Source organism: Vibrio crassostreae, assembly GCF_024347415.1.
Taxonomy (GTDB): Bacteria; Pseudomonadota; Gammaproteobacteria; order Enterobacterales; family Vibrionaceae; genus Vibrio; species Vibrio crassostreae.
The window spans coordinates 419,719-437,249 of sequence record NZ_AP025477.1 but is presented as its reverse complement, the minus strand read 5'-3'; the positions used below and the strand labels follow the sequence as shown (position 1 = coordinate 437,249).

Sequence of the window (17,531 nt, the reverse complement as noted above, 5' to 3'; positions counted from 1 at the left end):
CTAACTCCTAGCGACGTTTTTCAGGAAGCAAAGCCGCCTTCTCTTCTGAAATCCACCATGTATCAATGCCTAAATCGTATTTAGGTAATACATCTGGACGCTCAAACTTGTCCCACATTGCTACGCGATATTCACCGACGTGCCATTGAGGGATGTTGTAGAAATTCCACTGCAATACACGGTCTAGCGAACGACCTAGTGTAAGAAGCTTTTCAGGATGCTGTTGGTTGCTCGCGATTTGTTCTGTTAACGCGTCAACCACTGGATCCATTACACCTGCAGTATTGTAAGTAGAATCAATGTAGTTAGAGTTCCAAACAATCATTAAGTTCGGGCTAGGATAAGGGTTGGCAGAAAATGACGAAGACACCATGTCGAAATCACGATCACGAAGACGCTTGATATACTGAGTCGTATCGATGGTACGGATCTTCATCTCGATACCCATACGCTTCAAGTTCTTCTGAACCGGCGTTGCAATACGCTCCGTGGTTGGGCTGTAAATCAACAACTCAAATGACATCGGCTTGCCAGTCTTTTCGTTGGTCATCACTTTGTCTTTCAGCACCCAACCCGCTTCTTTCATGAGCTTGAAAGCAGTACGCATCTGGCTACGAATACGGCCACTACCATCGGTGACTGGAGGCTGGAATTCTTCGGTAAACACTCGCGGAGGAATCTGATCTTTGTACTGAGACAGCAACGCTACTTCAGCTTCGCTTGGCAAGCCTTTCGCTTCATAGTCGGTGTTTTGGAAATAACTACGAGTGCGCTTGTACTGACCGTAGAACATGTTCTTGTTCATCCACTCAAAGTCCATCGCGTAGGTTAACGCTTCACGAACCTTTGGATCTGAGAACACAGGAGATTGAATGTTGAAGACAAAACCTTGAGTCGTTTCTGGCTTCTCATGGTTGATCTCTTCTTTGATGATGTAGCCTTTATCGAAGTTCGCGCCCGTGTATGAATTGGCCCAAAACTTAGCTGAGTTTTCGGTTCGAAGATCGAACTCCCCTGCTTTGAAGGCTTCTAGCATTACTGTGTCGTCACGGTAGTAATCGTATTGTACTTCTTTGAAGTTATTACGACCGACGTTAACAGGCAGGTCGGCTGCCCAGTAATTTTCATCTAAACCGTAAGTCACGCTTTGACCCGATTTATAGCTGATGATCTTATAAGGGCCACTTCCTACCGGCGGCTCACTCAAAGGTTCAGACAGCTTCTTATCTTTCCAATAATGCTCTGGCAATACGCGAGTACTTTGGGCAAAGCTAAACAACTTCTCGCGGTTTGGCTTCTCCATCTCAATACGAACCACTAAATCAGAAACCGCGGTGACTGACTTAATTTCTTTGTAATAGACACGGTATTGAGGCACACCCTCGGTTGAAAACTTATTAAAGGTGAATGCCACATCATGAGCCGTAATAGGCTCACCATCATTGAATCTGGCTTTTGGATTGATATCAATTTCCATCCAAGTGAAATCACTGGCGTAGCGAACCTTTGAGGCGATTAATGGATAATACGCATCAATCTCGTCGCTCGGAGAAAACATCAAGGTATCGTAAATCTCACCCGTGTAACTTGCAGCAACGCCGCGAGAACCGAATCGATTAAAGCTATCGTAGGTGCCAATGCTGCCGTAGGTCACTTTACCTAGTTTTGGCGCATCAGGATTAACGTAATCAAAGTGAGTGAAATCGGCTGGATATTTCGCTTCACCAAAACCAACCAGTTGAGTGGTTTCAATTACGGTGACGGCAGGTGTTTCGGTATCAGAAGCGTGTGTAACGGAGGGATATAGAGCAATAAGCGGCAGCATGACTGCACATGAAGTTAAATTTAACCTGAAAAACTGAGTGCGCTGCGAGGCTTTGCTTCGGAAAACTGTTCCCATTTGACTCTCCCTTCAAATGTTATGAATTCGATATTCAACTTGATTAATCGGCTTTGAATACACACCGCTAAAACAAGTATAGGTTCAAATCTAACATCATGTAATAACTAATAAAACCATCAGCACTTCATCTCTGACGGTTTATTTACAATTAACTCGTTACAGCTCGAAGTTATTGAATGCAGTAAGCTTTGATTGAGTTGATTGCTTTGATTAGTTTGGTGGCGTAAAAAAGTACGGGGGAAGGCAGAAGCACTAAGATTGCGCTAGCGTGAATGACACAAGCCTCCACGACTTAGATTTCCTTTGATTCGCTTCTAAAGCGAAATTTAGGTTCTAAATAATCAACAAACTATACTTTACTGGAGTATCCTTGCAGCCTAGGTCTAAATGGAATGACACTTTGAACAAACCAAACCAAATAACATTCTCAACGTTCAACCTTTTGAACTACCTCGAACCACCGAATGCTTATTATGATTTTGAGAACATCTACAGCTTCGAAGAATGGCAAAAGAAGCAACATTGGATGACTGAAGCGATTCGTTCATTAGATTGTGATGTGATCGGCTTCCAAGAGATATTTAGCCCTGAATCTTTAGAGCAATTAATGAAAGTACTGGGTTACCCTTACTTTGCAGTTGTCGATAGCGCACATGTTGAAGATGATTACCTATACACCTCACCTGTCGTTGGTATTGCATCGCGTTACCCGATTGAAAACGTACAGCCTGTTACACCAGATTCGAAGTTACTGACAGTATTCAACCTTGGCGGCAAATTCTCATTCAACCGAACGCCTATTCACGCCACAATTACGTTACCCCATTTAGGTTCAACCGACTGTTATGTGGTGCACTTCAAATCACAGCGTCCGACAGAACCAAAAGCAGAATCTGTCGATGCGGACAACGCTCTGCAAGGTGAAAAACCACAAAGTGACACGCTCACTCGCTTCCATCAAGAACAACTTGGCTCTTGGTTATCGAGTGTCCAACGCGGTCTAGAAGCTCAGATGCTGCATCAATACATCACCAATCAACGTTACCAGACCGACCAGCCTGTTGTGTTGATGGGTGATTTTAATAAGCCTCTGTTTAATGATGAGTTTAAAGGGCTGTTGAGTTACTCAATCAACCGAGACGAAAACAGCAAGCATTGGCTATCCCACTTTCGATTAAAAGACAGCTGGGATCTTTACCATCAGTTACATGAAGAAGACTTGCTCGAACAACGCAAACCAACCCACTACTACGGCGCTTCTGGATCTGTACTGGACTACATTTTGATGTCGAACGAATTCGATTGTCAGAACTCATCAAGCTTGATGGAGATCTCTAGTTACACAGTGTTAGACCATCATCTGATTAATCCTAGTTTTGAACACGACCAATTCAGTACCGACCATGCCATCGTATCTGTTACCGCGCATATCCGTGAAGCCTAGAGTTAAACATAAAAAAGCCGCAGTCAAAAACTGCGGCCTTTCACTTTAGCTAAACGGGTTGAGCCAACCGACGCCCCATTTAGAAACCGATTTACCGTTTAACAAAGTGTGAAACTTAGAAGGTGTACATCGCACCAAGGTAGAACGAATCAAGTACAACTGTCTTTTCAGTTTTATATCCATAGTCATAACTATCAACATTAAAAGCATCAGCCTCATACGCTAATCGGAAGCTCAACGCAGACATGGTTGGTGGCGTGTATTCAACCCCAACTCCCATGCGGATTCCATCACCAGTATCATCAAATCCATTACCTGATGGTCGCGATCCATCTGCAAGCTCCATATCTAAGTCAATCGTAGATAAACCAATCGTACCAAATGGACGCACGCCATTATCAAACGTGTAGCCAAGGTTAGCCGTTACAGAAAAGATTTGAGGTGTCCAAGTGAAAACCTTGTCTCCAGAATTGGTTTTAAGAGCAATATCACCAAAGTCTGTATATTGAGCCTCAATCGACACAATGCGGTTAAACTTGTAACCAGCAATTAATCGGTAAGTATTGTCTTCTGCTTTAAAAGTAACAGGAGCTTGAGAATCAATTAACCCTCCATCATCAATACCAGAAGTACCGATTGCACCACCTAGATAAAAACCACTATCGGATGCCATTACATTGCTTGCCGCCACGGCTGACATCAGCGCGATGCTTAAAATTAATTTGTTGTTCATTACTGCTTGACCTTACTTAGTGCAAATCATGATTGTTACACCTTCCTATGCTGCACAATCTTGTTAGAGTTATCCGACACCCCGTCGAATTGGCAAGCAGGTTAATCTCACTGAAAACAAAAAAATAAATAAAAATATAATCACTTTGTAACTTCAGCCAACATAATCAGTAATAACAAAATAAACACATGAATAATAAAGAAATAAAAACACGTCTTTTCTAGATAAAACCTTCCACTCAATTTTCCAATCATCCCATTTTTAGATTTTATTCACGCAGACTTACGAACGCTTACTTTCAAGAGTGATGCGATTCTGCATAATTCGCGCGCTTTGACCATTCGTACACTTAAATAACCACACTTAAATAGTTATCCGATCCAAAAGCAGCCAATTTCGCTCAATCTCCACAATTCAGAATAAGACGATCAAAAAACACGATGAACCACACAATAGACTTCAACGGCTTAATCATTGATATCGACGCTCGCACTATTACCAACGAGCAAGGGAATAAAATCACCTTGCGCCCTCACCTATTAGCAGTGCTCTGCTTACTGATAGAAAATGTGGGAAAGCCGATTTCGAGAGAACATATTGTTGATGTGTGCTGGGACGGGCAACTCTCGTCACCGCATGCCCTTGCAAACGTCGTCTATAACCTACGCAATGTCTTCGCGCGATTGAGAACGCCAAACGTCCAGATCATTACCATCAGTAAGTTTGGATATGTGCTATCAATTGAACCCACGTAGCCAAATTTATGCAATCAATGGCGTTGACTGAGATCACCAAAAAACGCCCTATCGAAACGTTTCGATGATCGTTATCACACTCTAAAACAATCAAACGTGCAAATGATAAATCAGACACTATTATCACTATCGAAACGTTTCGATGGCTTTTTCTTGAGTTGTTCTCAACCCATTAAGCGTTATTTTTTGATAGGTCGTGATATGAAAAAAAGTACTCTAATAAACTCTGAACTCTCTTACTTAGTGGCGACTCTTGGCCACACAGATGAAATCACGATTTGTGACGCGGGCTTACCGATTCCAGACCACGTAACTCGTATTGATCTTGCTTTGACTCACGGTGTACCGAGCTTCGCCCAAACAGTGAAGACCATGCTTGATGAGTCTCAAATTGAAGGCGTTGTGATTGCAGAAGAATTCGCGAAAGTCAGCCCAGAACATCACGCAGCGCTGATTGATCAAATCAAAACGGAAGAAGCACGTTGTGGCAAACCACTTTCGATTACTTACATCACTCATGAAGAGTTTAAGCAGCGTACACATGACAGCCGCGCAGTGATTCGTACTGGTGAATGCACACCATACGCAAATGTTATTTTCCAAGCTGGCGTGACTTTTTAATAAAAGCTAAACCATACACAGACACAACCAAATACAACTGGCCCCGAGTAAAGGAACCGACATGACTCAAGCCATTTTAGAACTTAGCTCAATTGAGAAAGCCTTCCCAGGTGTGAAAGCACTGGATAAGGCAAGCCTCAACGTTTACCCAGGACGCGTAATGGCGTTAATGGGCGAAAACGGTGCAGGTAAATCAACCCTCATGAAAGTGCTGACAGGTATTTATCACTTGGACGGCGGTACTATCGCCTACCAAGGAAAACCTGCCGCATTTAAAGGGCCGCGTGATTCTCAACAAGCAGGCATTAGCATCATTCACCAAGAACTGAATCTGATTCCTGAGTTAACCATCGCCGAAAACATCTTCTTAGGTCGTGAAATCACCGGCACCATGGGTCGCATCTTGTGGAGCGAGATGTACCAAGAAGCGGACAAGCTACTTAAACGCCTGAACGTAAAGCACAGCTCAAAAACACTTTTAGGCCAGTTGAGCCTTGGTGAGCAACAAATGGTAGAGATCGCGAAAGCCCTTTCGTTTGAATCAAAGGTCATCATCATGGATGAGCCGACTGACGCGCTAACCGATACTGAAACTGAGTCTCTGTTTAAGGTGATCAACGAACTGCGTGATGAAGGCTGCGGCATTGTTTACATATCTCACCGACTCAAAGAGATCTTTGAGATTTGCGACGACATCACCGTACTTCGCGACGGCAAATTCATTGGTCAATGTGAAGTAAAAGACACCGACGAAGATGGCTTAATCGAAATGATGGTTGGTCGTAAGTTAGACGAGCAATATCCACGTATCGGCCAAAGCCACGGTGAAACCTGCCTTGAAGTGATCGGCTTGACTGGTTCTGGTGTTCATGACGTGAGCTTTACGCTAAAACGCGGTGAAATCCTGGGTGTATCTGGGCTGATGGGCGCAGGTCGTACCGAACTGATGAAAGTGATTTACGGTGCCCTTCCAAGTGAACGCGGCGTCATCAACCTAGAAAACAAAACCATCAACCCTGTTAGCCCGAGAGATGGCTTGGCCAATGGCATTGCTTACATCTCAGAAGACCGTAAAGGCGATGGCTTAGTACTTGGGCTTTCTGTTAAAGAAAACATGTCTCTATGTTCACTGGATCTGCTGACTAAGAGCGGTCAAATCCAACATAAAGACGAAGTGATTGCAGTTGATGACTTCATCAAACTGTTCAACATCAAAACCCCTACTCGCGAGCAGATCATTGGCAACCTTTCTGGTGGTAACCAACAGAAAGTGGCTATCGCTAAAGGATTGATGACCAAACCAAAAGTACTGATTCTCGATGAGCCAACGCGTGGTGTCGATGTCGGTGCTAAGAAAGAGATTTACCAACTCATTAATAAATTTAAAGCCGACGGCATGAGCATCATTTTGGTCTCATCTGAAATGCCAGAAGTGTTAGGAATGAGTGACCGCATCATGGTGATGCATGAAGGCCGTGTAAGCGGTGAATTTGACGCTAAAGAAGCAAACCAAGAATTATTACTGGCGTGTGCGGTCGGTAAAAAGATCAACGAGGACGCAGCATGAGTACTAAAACCATGAGCAAAACAACTGAAACCGAAGCGCCGAAGAAGAAGCCGTTAATCAGCAAAGAGTGGCTGATTGATCAAAAATCACTGATAGCTTTGATCTTCCTGATTGTTGTCGTTTCTTTCTTAAACCCGAACTTCTTTACTGTCGACAACATCCTAAACATTCTGCGCCAAACCTCGGTTAACGCAATCATCGCTGTGGGTATGACGTTGGTTATCCTAACCGCGGGTATCGACTTAAGTGTCGGCTCTGTACTGGCACTTTGTGGTGCATTCGCAGCCAGCATGATTGGCATGGAAATCCCTGTGATGATAGCAGTGCCAACGGCTCTTGTAGCTGGTGCAGCATTGGGCGCTATCAGTGGTGTGATTATCGCTAAGGGTAAGGTTCAAGCCTTCATCGCAACGCTTGTAACCATGACACTACTTCGCGGCGTAACCATGGTTTATACCGATGGTCGCCCTATCTCAACTGGCTTCACAGACACAGCAGACGCATTCGCTTGGTTCGGTACAGGCTACGCAATGGGCATCCCGGTTCCAGTATGGATCATGGTCGTGGTATTCGCAGCGGTATGGTACCTACTTAACCACACACGCTTTGGTCGCTACGTTTACGCTCTGGGTGGCAACGAATCAGCAACTCGCCTATCAGGCATCGATGTAGACAAAGTAAAAATCGGCGTTTACGCAATCTGTGGTCTGTTAGCTGCTGTAGCTGGCATCATCGTGGCATCTCGCTTGTCATCAGCTCAACCAACCGCAGGTATGGGTTATGAGCTAGACGCTATCGCAGCCGTGGTATTGGGTGGCACAAGCTTAGCTGGCGGTCGTGGTCGTATCATGGGTACATTGATTGGTGCACTGATTATCGGCTTCCTAAACAACGCCCTAAACCTATTAGACGTATCTTCTTACTACCAGATGATTGCAAAAGCAGTGGTTATTCTTCTGGCGGTATTGGTCGACAACAAAAACAAATAAGACTCTAGTTTGAGTCAATGCAATACCCTGCTTTTCAACAAAAAAGCATCAATAAATAACAAACATTAAATCTATAAATAATGTAACAACGAGCTAGGACTCACCTCCTAGCTCACCCTACACAAAGGACTTACACCATGAAAAAATTAGCGACTCTTATTTCTGCTGCTCTTCTTTCTACAACGGTATCTGTGTCTGCACAGGCGCAAGATACAATGGCAATCGTTCTGTCTACATTGAACAACCCATTCTTCGTAACCATGAAAGATGGCGCAGAAGCGAAAGCTGAAGAGCTAGGCTACAAGCTTATCGTTCTTGATTCTCAAAACGACCCAAGCAAAGAGCTGTCGAACATTGAAGATCTAACCATTCGTGGTGTTAAGGCAATCCTGATCAACCCAACGGATTCAGACGCCGTGTCTAACGCAATTCGCATGGCTAACCGCTCTAACATCCCAGTACTAACACTAGACCGTGGCGCAAGCCGTGGTGACGTAGTGAGCCACATCGCATCTGATAACGTAATCGGTGGTGAAATGGCGGGTCACTTCATTATGGAAAAAGTGGGCGAAAAAGCGAAAGTAATTCAACTTGAAGGCATCGCAGGTACTTCTGCAGCTCGTGAACGTGGTGAAGGCTTCATGAACGCGGTAAACGGCAGCGGCCTAGAGCTTCTAGCAAGCCAACCTGCTGATTTTGACCGTACTAAAGGTCTGAACGTAATGGAAAACCTACTTGCAGCGAACCCAGACGTTGAAGCAGTATTCGCTCAGAACGATGAAATGGCACTAGGTGCTCTTCGCGCAGTTCAAGCATCTGGTAAAGACGTAATGATCGTTGGCTTCGACGGCACTGAAGACGGCATCGCAGCAGTTAACCGTGGCCTACTTGGCGCAACCGTTGCACAACAGCCAGACCTAATCGGTTCTCTAGGTATCGAGATGGCAGACAAAGTGCTTAAAGGCGAAACAGTAGACGAGTACGTACCAGTACCTCTAAAAATCATCGCTAAGTAACTCTGTTTAGTCACTCAGTTTAGCGCTGGAATCTAATTAAGCAGGGAGTCCCCTATCTCCCTGCTCATTAGCTCACTAACTCGCTGGCTCAAGACCAAAAACAAAAATACCGACAGTGCATCGCTGTTTCTCATACGCCGTCTAACAAGGCGAGCGATTTACGTAACGAGAGTTAACGTAATGAGAAAGACCCATGCATTTTCAAATACGATATATCATAAGGCTCGTATCATGACTCAACTGATTGTTTTAGGTAGCGTTAACGCTGACCACGTACTGCAAGTTCCTTCGTTCCCTCGTCCGGGTGAAACCTTGATTGGCGGTAACTATCAGGTCATTCCTGGCGGTAAAGGCGCAAACCAAGCGGTCGCGGCTGCACGATTAAACGCAGATATCGGCTTTATCGCTTGTGTCGGTGACGACTCATTTGGCATCAATATTCGTCAAGATTTCGCCAAAGACGGCATCAACATCGACGGTGTTATCGTTGCAGACAACACCTCAACAGGCATTGCGATGATCCAAGTATCCGCAACGGGCGAAAACAGCATTTGTCTTTCAGCTGAAGCCAACAACAAGCTGACTTGCGATCAAATCGAACCGCATCTAGAGAAGATTCGTGGTGCTAAATACCTGCTGACTCAACTTGAAACGCCAATTGAAGGCATTGAATACGCAGCAAAAGTAGCAAAAGAGAGCGGCACTCAAGTTATTTTAAATCCTGCCCCTGCTCGTCCATTGTCGGATACCTTACTAGCATGTGTTGATGTGATTACACCAAACGAAACCGAAGCAGAAGTATTGACGGGCGTTACCGTAACCGACAGCGCATCTGCTCATCAGGCGGCTTTGGCTCTGCATGCTAAAGGCATCAAGACTGTGATGATCACACTTGGCGCTAAAGGCGTTTGGGTTAGTAAAAACGGAGAAGGTGAGTTAATTGCTGGCTTCCGCGTTGAAGCGACAGATACCACGGCTGCTGGTGATACCTTCAATGGCGCATTAGTGACGGGCTTGCTTGAAGACATGCCATTAGAACGCGCAATTAAGTTTGCTCACGCTGCGGCTGCAATTTCAGTGACTCGCTTTGGCGCTCAGACGTCAATCCCAAGCAGAGCTGAAACGGATGCGTTTTTATCAGAGCAATTATCTGCTTAGCTTGACACCTATTTGAAGGCTTAACTCCTGAGCTAAACCGTAGTTAACGGGTGTTAGCCTTCAATTTCGGTAACAACAAATAACAAGCATAAGCCCCTGTTTTCGGGCAGAATATCGCGCAACGTGGCAAGTTACTCCCACAAGGATTTTTTATGGCAACAATGAAAGACGTCGCTCGGCTAGCAAAGGTTTCAACTTCAACCGTCAGCCATGTGATCAACAAGTCACGTTTTGTCAGTGAAGAGATTGCTGAGCGTGTTAACAGTGCGGCTAAAGAACTCAACTACGCGCCGTCAGCATTGGCTCGTAGCTTGAAAATGAAGCAAACCAAAACCCTTGGGATGCTCGTGACGACCTCTACCAACCCATTCTTTGGCGAGGTAGTAAAAGGTGTAGAACGTCGTTGCTACGAAAAAGGCTACAACCTTATCTTGTGTAACACCGAAGGCGACAGCGAACGCATGAAGTCATCTATCGATACCTTGCTGCAGAAGCGTGTCGATGGCCTAATGCTGATGTGTTCAACCCTTGAGGGCGAGCACATTGATGTATTTGAACGCTACCCAGAATTGCCTATCGTGGTGATGGATTGGGGCCCAATGTTGTTCGCGAGCGATAAGATCCAAGACAACTCGCATCAAGGTGGCTACATGGCAACCAAACACTTGATCGATAACGGCCACTCTCAAATTGGTTGTATCACTGGCCCATTACACCGCAATCAAGCCTCTTCTCGTTATCAAGGCTTCAAGCAAGCGATGGAAGAAGCGAAGCTAGAGATCAACCCTAAGTGGATTGTTGAATCAAACTTCGAATGTGATGGCGGTTTTGACTCATACCAAACTTTAAAAGCGCGTGGCGAGATGCCATCGGCACTGTTTGTTAGCAATGACATGATGGCAATGGGTGTGATTCATGCTGCGGCTCAAGATGGCACATCGATTCCAAACGATCTTTCGATCATTGGCTACGATGACATCCACTTATCTAAGTACATGACCCCAGCTTTGAGCACTATCCACCAGCCAAAGCACCGTTTAGGTAAAGCAGCCGTAGATACTCTATTGAACCGACTCAAAACCCCTGATGCGTATCCGCAGGTTGTTGAGTTAGAGCCAACGTTAGTTGAAAGAAGCAGCGTAAAAGCGATTTAGTGTCCTACCAAGCTCATACTCCTTTAAAAGCTAGCTAATTCAGCTGGCTTTTTTTGTTTTTGGAGCATGAGTTAGGGATTTGACTCATCCAGAAACCCCCTTTATTTGCATAAACTTAAGTGTTAAAAATATGCATTTTCACACTCAGCAACGATTTACCTACTTAGCTACTAATTATCATCTACACTAACAAAAAAGAACATTGACATGGAGTGTCTCGTTTTATGAATGCAGATTGGTTTGATAAAATACCCCTACAAAAAAAACTAGTCGTCAGCTTTTTCTTTCCTATCACTTTGATGCTGATCGTTGCTTTTTCTGGCCATCAAAACACCCGTACTATTGTGGAAGACAATCACTGGGTCGCTCATACACACAAAGCCATCGCTCGTGCCCAAGAACTTCTCTACTTGGTCGTCGAAATGGAAACGGCTCAACGTGGCTATTTGATCACAGGTGACCCTGTCTTTTTAGAACCCTACCACGTTTCACTTGATGTCTGGCCTCAAAAAATTCAGACCCTTGCGACTCAAGTCAGTGATAACCCACCCCAAGTAGAGCGTCTTAATCGAATCGATGATATCCACAATGAATGGCTGGAGGGGGCTGGAGAAAAAGAGATAATGCAACGTAACCTCGTCAATTCAGGTGAGGCTGAAATGCAAAGTGTCGTCTACCTCATTCAACAGCAAACAGGAAAACAACTGATTGATCAGGTACGAAAAGAGATTGTTCAATTCATTGATATTGAAGAGCAACTAATCCTTATCAGGGTAGCCAAATCCGATAGATCCGCAGCTCAAACCAGATACGTACTCATTGCCGGAACAATGTTTTCAGTGTTTATCTCACTCCTTGTCGCTACGTGGTCATCAAAGCGAATTAATCGACGACTACACACTCTACTTCAAGCAGCGAACCAAGTTGCCGCAGGCCATTTGAGTCAAGGCGCTGCGACTCTCAAACTTGATTCAAAGATCGATACCCAAGACGAATTAGCCCACCTCACACAAAGCTTTCAAAAGATGACAACAAGCCTCGTAAAAAATGACAGCGAAATGCGAGTGAAAAATCAGGAGTTAGTCGAAGAACGAACCAAAGCAGAAATGGCGGTAAAGGCTAAGAGCGAGTTTCTGTCGACCATGAGCCACGAGATTCGAACGCCAATGAATGGAGTGCTTGGTATCTCCCAGATCATTGCCAGCCAAACCCAAGAGCCGGAAACAAAAGAGAACATCAACCTCATTATCGATTCTGGTCATCATTTAATGACGATACTCAACGACATATTGGACTTCTCAAAAGTCGAAGAAAACAAGCTCGAGTTAGACTTTGCACCCTTTAATTTTGTCCAAGTCATGCAACCTGTACGTAGCGCACTTAAACCCTTAGCCGATGAGAAAGGCATTCGCCTGTTAATCGAAAATAATATACCAACCAGCATCCAACTCATCGGAGACTGTGCAAGACTACGTCAGATAATGTTCAACTTGGGCGGTAATGCGACCAAATTTACCAAAGAAGGTCACGTGTCCATTCAAGCGGATCTCAACAGACCAAATAACCAGCTTATTCTCACAGTAACAGACACGGGTATTGGTATTCCAAAGGACAAGCACGAGCAAATCTTTAATTCATTTGAACAAGCTGACACTTCAACCACAAGAAAGTTTGGCGGGACGGGGCTTGGCCTCACGATCGTTAAGAATCTAGTCAACCTAATGAATGGTGAAATAACACTCACGAGCGCTGTTGGACTTGGCACAAAATTTCAAGTTTCTCTGCCTATCGCTTGGCAAGAAGGAAAAACAGGTGATGTCGTCGCACCAGTAATCAATACAGAAAACCTGACTTGTGACTCATTGAATATTTTACTGGTAGAAGATAATCGTATTAATGCGATCGTGGCTCAAGGCTTCTGTGAAAAGCTAGGCCATCATGTCGACCATGCAGAAAATGGCAAGCTTGCGATTGAACGCCTCAAAACCACTCAATATGACCTTATTTTGATGGACAATCACATGCCGGAAATGAACGGGATCGAGACCACTCAGTACATCCGCGAGAAACTAAAACTCGACACCTTGATATTCGCCTACACGGCCGATGTTTTCCGTGAAGCTCATGACAACTTCATTCAAGCCGGTGTCGACCATATTTTGACTAAACCTCTACAACAAGAGAGCTTTTTCGACGCCCTGCAACAATTTTCGAATCGATTACCTAAGCAAATAAAGACCGAAGGCTCGAGTGACATCAAAAATATCGTCGAACTTCATCGCAAACCAATTGAAACACTGAGATTAACAGAAGAAGAGATCAGTCAGTCAGAAATGATACGCATACTTAAAGACGACACTGAAGGATTTAGCTTACTTATCGATTCGACCATCATTGAGTTCGAACAGTCTGTTGATCGAGTCATCGAATATTATTTGGCGAAAGAGTTGAAGCTATTGTGCCGCACCCTGCACTCCATTAAAGGTATGTCGCTAAATTTAGGTCTTAAGATGCTTTCTAAACAAGCACTGGAGCTAGAAGTACAAGCAAAAAATCAACAGCTTCCTGATATTGAACTGCTACAAAAGTTGCTCAATCGCCTCATGGTCAATATCCATCAAGCTCAGCGGATGAAAACCGGCAATTCATTAGAGCATCTGAATCAAATGAATGATAAGACTTAAGAAAATGTCATTCCCAAACTAAAGGGCAAGGTTATCTAACCTTGCCCTTTTCGATCAAACGCCATTAGACTAGAAGTTCTAACGACTCAACACTGAAGCTATCTCCTGCATTTCATCGAACACATCAACACCATTGTATTGAGGCGCAATAGACAGATCCTGAATACTCACACTTTCTACAGATTGCTTGTCGCTGAGTTGAGTCACTAACTCACCTTTTGGTGAATAAACTCGACTGCCACCACAATATGTCGCGGTAAAGGCATCAACCACATCTTGTCCAACGCGATTACACGTCACGAGATGACAGCCTTCTTCTAATGCTCTTGCTTGTGCAATGGCAAAGCTATGATGACCGCCAAAATTCGCTGGATGGAGAATAACGTCTACCAACTGATACGCTCGCATGATCTCTGGGAACCAAATATCAAAGCAAATCGCGACACCAAACTTCAAGCCTTTGTATTCAAAATTAAGGAGCTCACTTCCTCTAGAAAAGTACTCTTTGTCGAATTTCGTTTGACTGACTTTTCTGTATTTATGACGTAAACCTGAACCATCGACCACCACAACGCTGTTGTAATGCTGGCCATCATCTTCCTCTGCGATACCTGCAACGATTAACGTCTGATGTTTAATGGCAAGAGCAATTAACGAATCAATGGTCGGGCTGTTATTGAAGTCTTCACACAGTTCATGAATTTCTGCAGCCTCGTTAAAGATATATCCAGTAGAGAACAGTTCAGGCAGTAACGTGATATCACCCACTGACGTCTCGGCTTCTAAAAGCTCAGAGACTCGCGAGAGGTTCTTTTGTTTGTTTTTGTATTCAACTTCAAGCTGAACGAGGGTGATGCTGACACTATCCAAAATCGAATCCTTACTGGGTAACACTTCAAACTTGAGACTAAGAACGACAGGGTAAGATAATCCCCTATCGCTTGCTGACTCGAGCGCCAATGGTTGAAGCAAGCGCACATTCTCACAAGCATCTCAGCTCATCTACTTCATCAGCTTGGGTTCTGGTAAAACTGGCGGTGTGCTGTCCATGTAGGTTAAGAAGTTTTCCCACACCTCATGCGTTCTTTGTTTAGTCAGCTTAGTTTTGCAAGAAAGCGCCATAAGACCTCGAATTGAACCATCACGCCACTGGGTATACACCGAGTCACAATGTGCAGTAACGTAAGCTTGCCAACTGTCTTGAGCCACCTTGATTGAACTGACCAACTCCGCATCATATGCATTGTGCTCAAAGCTCGCTTCAAGGTATTGATCAAGTTCCACTTGTGCAGTTTCCAACTTAATTGCAGCACAGTGATTGATCTCTATGGTATTCATCGCATTCTCGCAATCGACAACCTGTTCATCCGCTAATACAGAACCAGACAGCAAAGCGAATGCGATTACTGATATCAATCTTTTCATAAACATCCTAAATATTGTCACCCGTGAACGGTTCGATGACATTTCCTTATAACCTTGTTTAACTTGTGACCATATCAGCTAATTAGATTAAACATGGCTCAATATTTAAATCTCTTTCGATCTTTAAGCAAATAACATCAAAATTTATCGGGATATAAGCGCTTGTTATACGTATGAATAATGCAAAATATCACCAACCCCACCAAGAAAAAACGAGATAACATCAAGATTTCGCTGGTAAAAATGGAAAACATATTATCTTTATCAATAATTCATGCGCGCATTCACAATATTTATTATTACTATTGCTACGTAATCGTTAAATTTATAAATTAAATTGAATGCTCACCCAATCGGTAACGCTTCTCCAACTATGGATATCAAGTACCAACATTTTGCCAAGACTTCGTTCTACTTTGCCATTTCTTTCTTCTTCTCTATGGCATTGCTTATCCCGTTTACACCGTCTCACTACCAGAATTTAACCCAAGACACATCAAAGCTCGTCGAAACACGACTTGAAGGCATCCAATCAAGGTTCGACCGTTTTTTGTCAGGTATCACCCCAGACCAATCTTGCGATGCAATTGTTAGAGAGCTAAGACAAAACGTTTTTGATGCCGATTGGGTAAAAGAAGCCGCCGTATTCAACAAACAGAACCGATTTTATTGTTCAACCACCGATGGTGAGGTTTCGTTTCGCCTTTACAGCACAATCAGAGAAAGGCTCAACGACGATCCGAATTTGACCACCCTATCGTATTCCAATTCGGCCATCACCCAAGTGCAATCCATCATGCTTATTTTTTCGAATAAGGAAGATGCCGGGGTGAGCCTGATGATTCCGCCGCACTTTATCTATGACATTGTAGAAGCGAACCTTCACAATCATGGCATTCAGGCCAAAGTTGATGTGATCCAAAGAGATATCCACCCTACCGACCCTGGGTCGTACATCTCAAAGGTGCGGATACAATCGAACATCTACCCGCTGACCATCACCTCATACATTGGGTATCAGTATTATCTGCACTTCTTGTTAAGCTATTTATGGTTTGGCTTTTTGATGGCCGGAATTACCACCATCATTATCCTTTCTATCAAACATAAAAAGCAGAGCCAACGCAGCTTAGAGTATTCGCTGTCTAGCGCACTCAAAAACAAACACCTACATGTTCACATGCAACCTATCGTTAACCGAAACACTACAGAGATCGTAGGCTGTGAATCGCTGCTCAGGTGGAACGACCCAATTGAAGGCAATGTATCCCCTGCCATTTTTATACCACTGGCAGAAAGCTTAGGGTTGATTGAAGACCTGACCTACTTTGTGTTACGTGAAGTGTTGTACACAATGAAGAATAATCGCGAACTGTTTGAGTCAAAATACATTAGCGTCAATATCAGCCGTAATGTTGTCTCTAACAGTAACTTCGCCAACAAAGTTATTAGCATCTATAAAAAGAATCCGGACATTCTTAAACAGGTGGTTTTTGAAGTCACCGAAGATGGCGAATGCTCTGATGCTGATATGGTTAAGATTAAAGACAACCTAACCAAACTATCGAATATGGGCGTAAGAGTTGCGATTGATGACTTCGGTACAGGCTATGCGGGTCTAGACTTTGTTAGGCAGTTCCCGTTTAGCATTCTCAAAATCGACCGCGTATTTGTGAAAAACATTTCAGATGAATCAAGCCTTGGTATCCCTTTACTTGAATCGATGCTCCAACTATCCCGAACCTTAGGCATGCAAGTGATCGTTGAAGGGGTTGAGTACGAATCCCAAGTGAACATCTTGTCTAAACTGGGCGTCGACTATATCCAAGGCTTCTATTTTTATAAACCGATGCCAATAAGCCTGACGATAAGTTTGCTCAGACAGCAACATATGGCTGCAGATAATGAAGACAAACTCTCATCCACCTCAACGCCAGAATGGGAACAAACCTAAGCAGGTTCAGGGATGGCAGCCTGCCTCACAATCTTTTTACATCGAGTAAGGACACTCGGAGCGTTTCCAACGAACATAAGAGCGTTGTTCACGCCCCTAAAATACATGCGTGTTATCTAGATACCACG

Annotated in this window: 14 protein-coding genes; 10 read left to right on the top strand and 4 right to left on the bottom strand. The window is 44.0% G+C overall.

The genetic code is table 11. From position 1 onward, the window contains the following. Positions 1–7: 7 nt before the first annotated feature. The gene (locus OC193_RS17720; RefSeq protein WP_048663437.1) at positions 8–1,900 is read right to left on the bottom strand and encodes an extracellular solute-binding protein; all 1,893 of its coding nucleotides are present in this window, start codon (positions 1,898–1,900) and stop codon (positions 8–10) included. A 403-nt stretch (positions 1,901–2,303) separates the two neighbouring features. Here OC193_RS17720 and OC193_RS17715 point away from each other — a divergent pair, with 403 nt between their 5' ends. After that, complete coding sequence (locus tag OC193_RS17715; protein ID WP_048663436.1) at positions 2,304–3,347, top strand: endonuclease/exonuclease/phosphatase family protein; 1,044 nt, start codon at positions 2,304–2,306, stop codon at positions 3,345–3,347. A 115-nt stretch (positions 3,348–3,462) separates the two neighbouring features. Here the strand turns inward: OC193_RS17715 and OC193_RS17710 are convergent, their stop codons facing one another. After that, on the bottom strand, positions 3,463–4,080 hold the full coding sequence (locus OC193_RS17710) for a porin family protein (protein WP_048663435.1): 618 nt from the start codon (positions 4,078–4,080) through the stop codon (positions 3,463–3,465). A gap of 440 nt (positions 4,081–4,520) precedes the next feature. On the opposite strand from OC193_RS17710, the gene OC193_RS17705 reads away from it, so the two are divergent. From OC193_RS17705 to OC193_RS17670, 8 genes are all read left to right on the top strand, one after another. Then, on the top strand, positions 4,521–4,835 hold the full coding sequence (locus OC193_RS17705) for a winged helix-turn-helix domain-containing protein (RefSeq protein WP_048663434.1): 315 nt from the start codon (positions 4,521–4,523) through the stop codon (positions 4,833–4,835). 201 nt (positions 4,836–5,036) lie between these two features. Beyond that, a complete protein-coding gene (gene rbsD / locus OC193_RS17700; RefSeq protein WP_048663521.1) occupies positions 5,037–5,456 on the top strand; it encodes a D-ribose pyranase in 420 nt (139 codons plus the stop codon). Positions 5,457–5,517: 61 nt separating this feature from the next. Further along, on the top strand, positions 5,518–7,023 hold the full coding sequence (gene rbsA / locus OC193_RS17695; protein WP_048663433.1) for a ribose ABC transporter ATP-binding protein RbsA: 1,506 nt from the start codon (positions 5,518–5,520) through the stop codon (positions 7,021–7,023). Next, positions 7,020–8,012, top strand: a complete 993-nt coding sequence (gene rbsC / locus OC193_RS17690; protein WP_009844905.1) for a ribose ABC transporter permease — start codon at positions 7,020–7,022, stop codon at positions 8,010–8,012. Before rbsA ends, rbsC begins: the two co-directional genes overlap by 4 nt. A 137-nt stretch (positions 8,013–8,149) precedes the next feature. Further along, positions 8,150–9,028: a ribose ABC transporter substrate-binding protein RbsB gene (rbsB, locus tag OC193_RS17685; protein ID WP_048660336.1), complete on the top strand. Its 879-nt coding sequence runs from the start codon at positions 8,150–8,152 to the stop codon at positions 9,026–9,028. Between the two features lie 231 nt (positions 9,029–9,259). Continuing rightward, positions 9,260–10,186 (top strand): ribokinase, encoded by a 927-nt coding sequence (rbsK, locus tag OC193_RS17680; RefSeq protein ID WP_048663432.1) that lies wholly within the window; start codon positions 9,260–9,262, stop codon positions 10,184–10,186. A 152-nt stretch (positions 10,187–10,338) separates the two neighbouring features. Further along, entirely contained in the window at positions 10,339–11,340 is a 1,002-nt protein-coding gene (locus tag OC193_RS17675) for a substrate-binding domain-containing protein (protein WP_048663431.1), read from the top strand. Positions 11,341–11,564: 224 nt separating this feature from the next. Next, entirely contained in the window at positions 11,565–14,024 is a 2,460-nt protein-coding gene (locus OC193_RS17670) for a CHASE3 domain-containing protein (RefSeq protein ID WP_048663430.1), read from the top strand. A 78-nt stretch (positions 14,025–14,102) separates the two neighbouring features. On the opposite strand, the gene OC193_RS17665 is transcribed toward OC193_RS17670, so the two are convergent. Both OC193_RS17665 and OC193_RS17660 read right to left on the bottom strand, forming a co-directional pair. Then, on the bottom strand, positions 14,103–14,894 hold the full coding sequence (locus OC193_RS17665; protein WP_048663429.1) for a carbon-nitrogen hydrolase family protein: 792 nt from the start codon (positions 14,892–14,894) through the stop codon (positions 14,103–14,105). A gap of 132 nt (positions 14,895–15,026) precedes the next feature. Continuing rightward, complete coding sequence (locus tag OC193_RS17660; protein WP_048663428.1) at positions 15,027–15,449, bottom strand: lysozyme inhibitor LprI family protein; 423 nt, start codon at positions 15,447–15,449, stop codon at positions 15,027–15,029. Between the two features lie 373 nt (positions 15,450–15,822). Between OC193_RS17660 and OC193_RS17655 the strand changes: the two genes are divergently transcribed. After that, complete coding sequence (locus OC193_RS17655) at positions 15,823–17,403, top strand: EAL domain-containing protein (RefSeq protein ID WP_048663427.1); 1,581 nt, start codon at positions 15,823–15,825, stop codon at positions 17,401–17,403. Positions 17,404–17,531 lie beyond the last annotated feature (128 nt).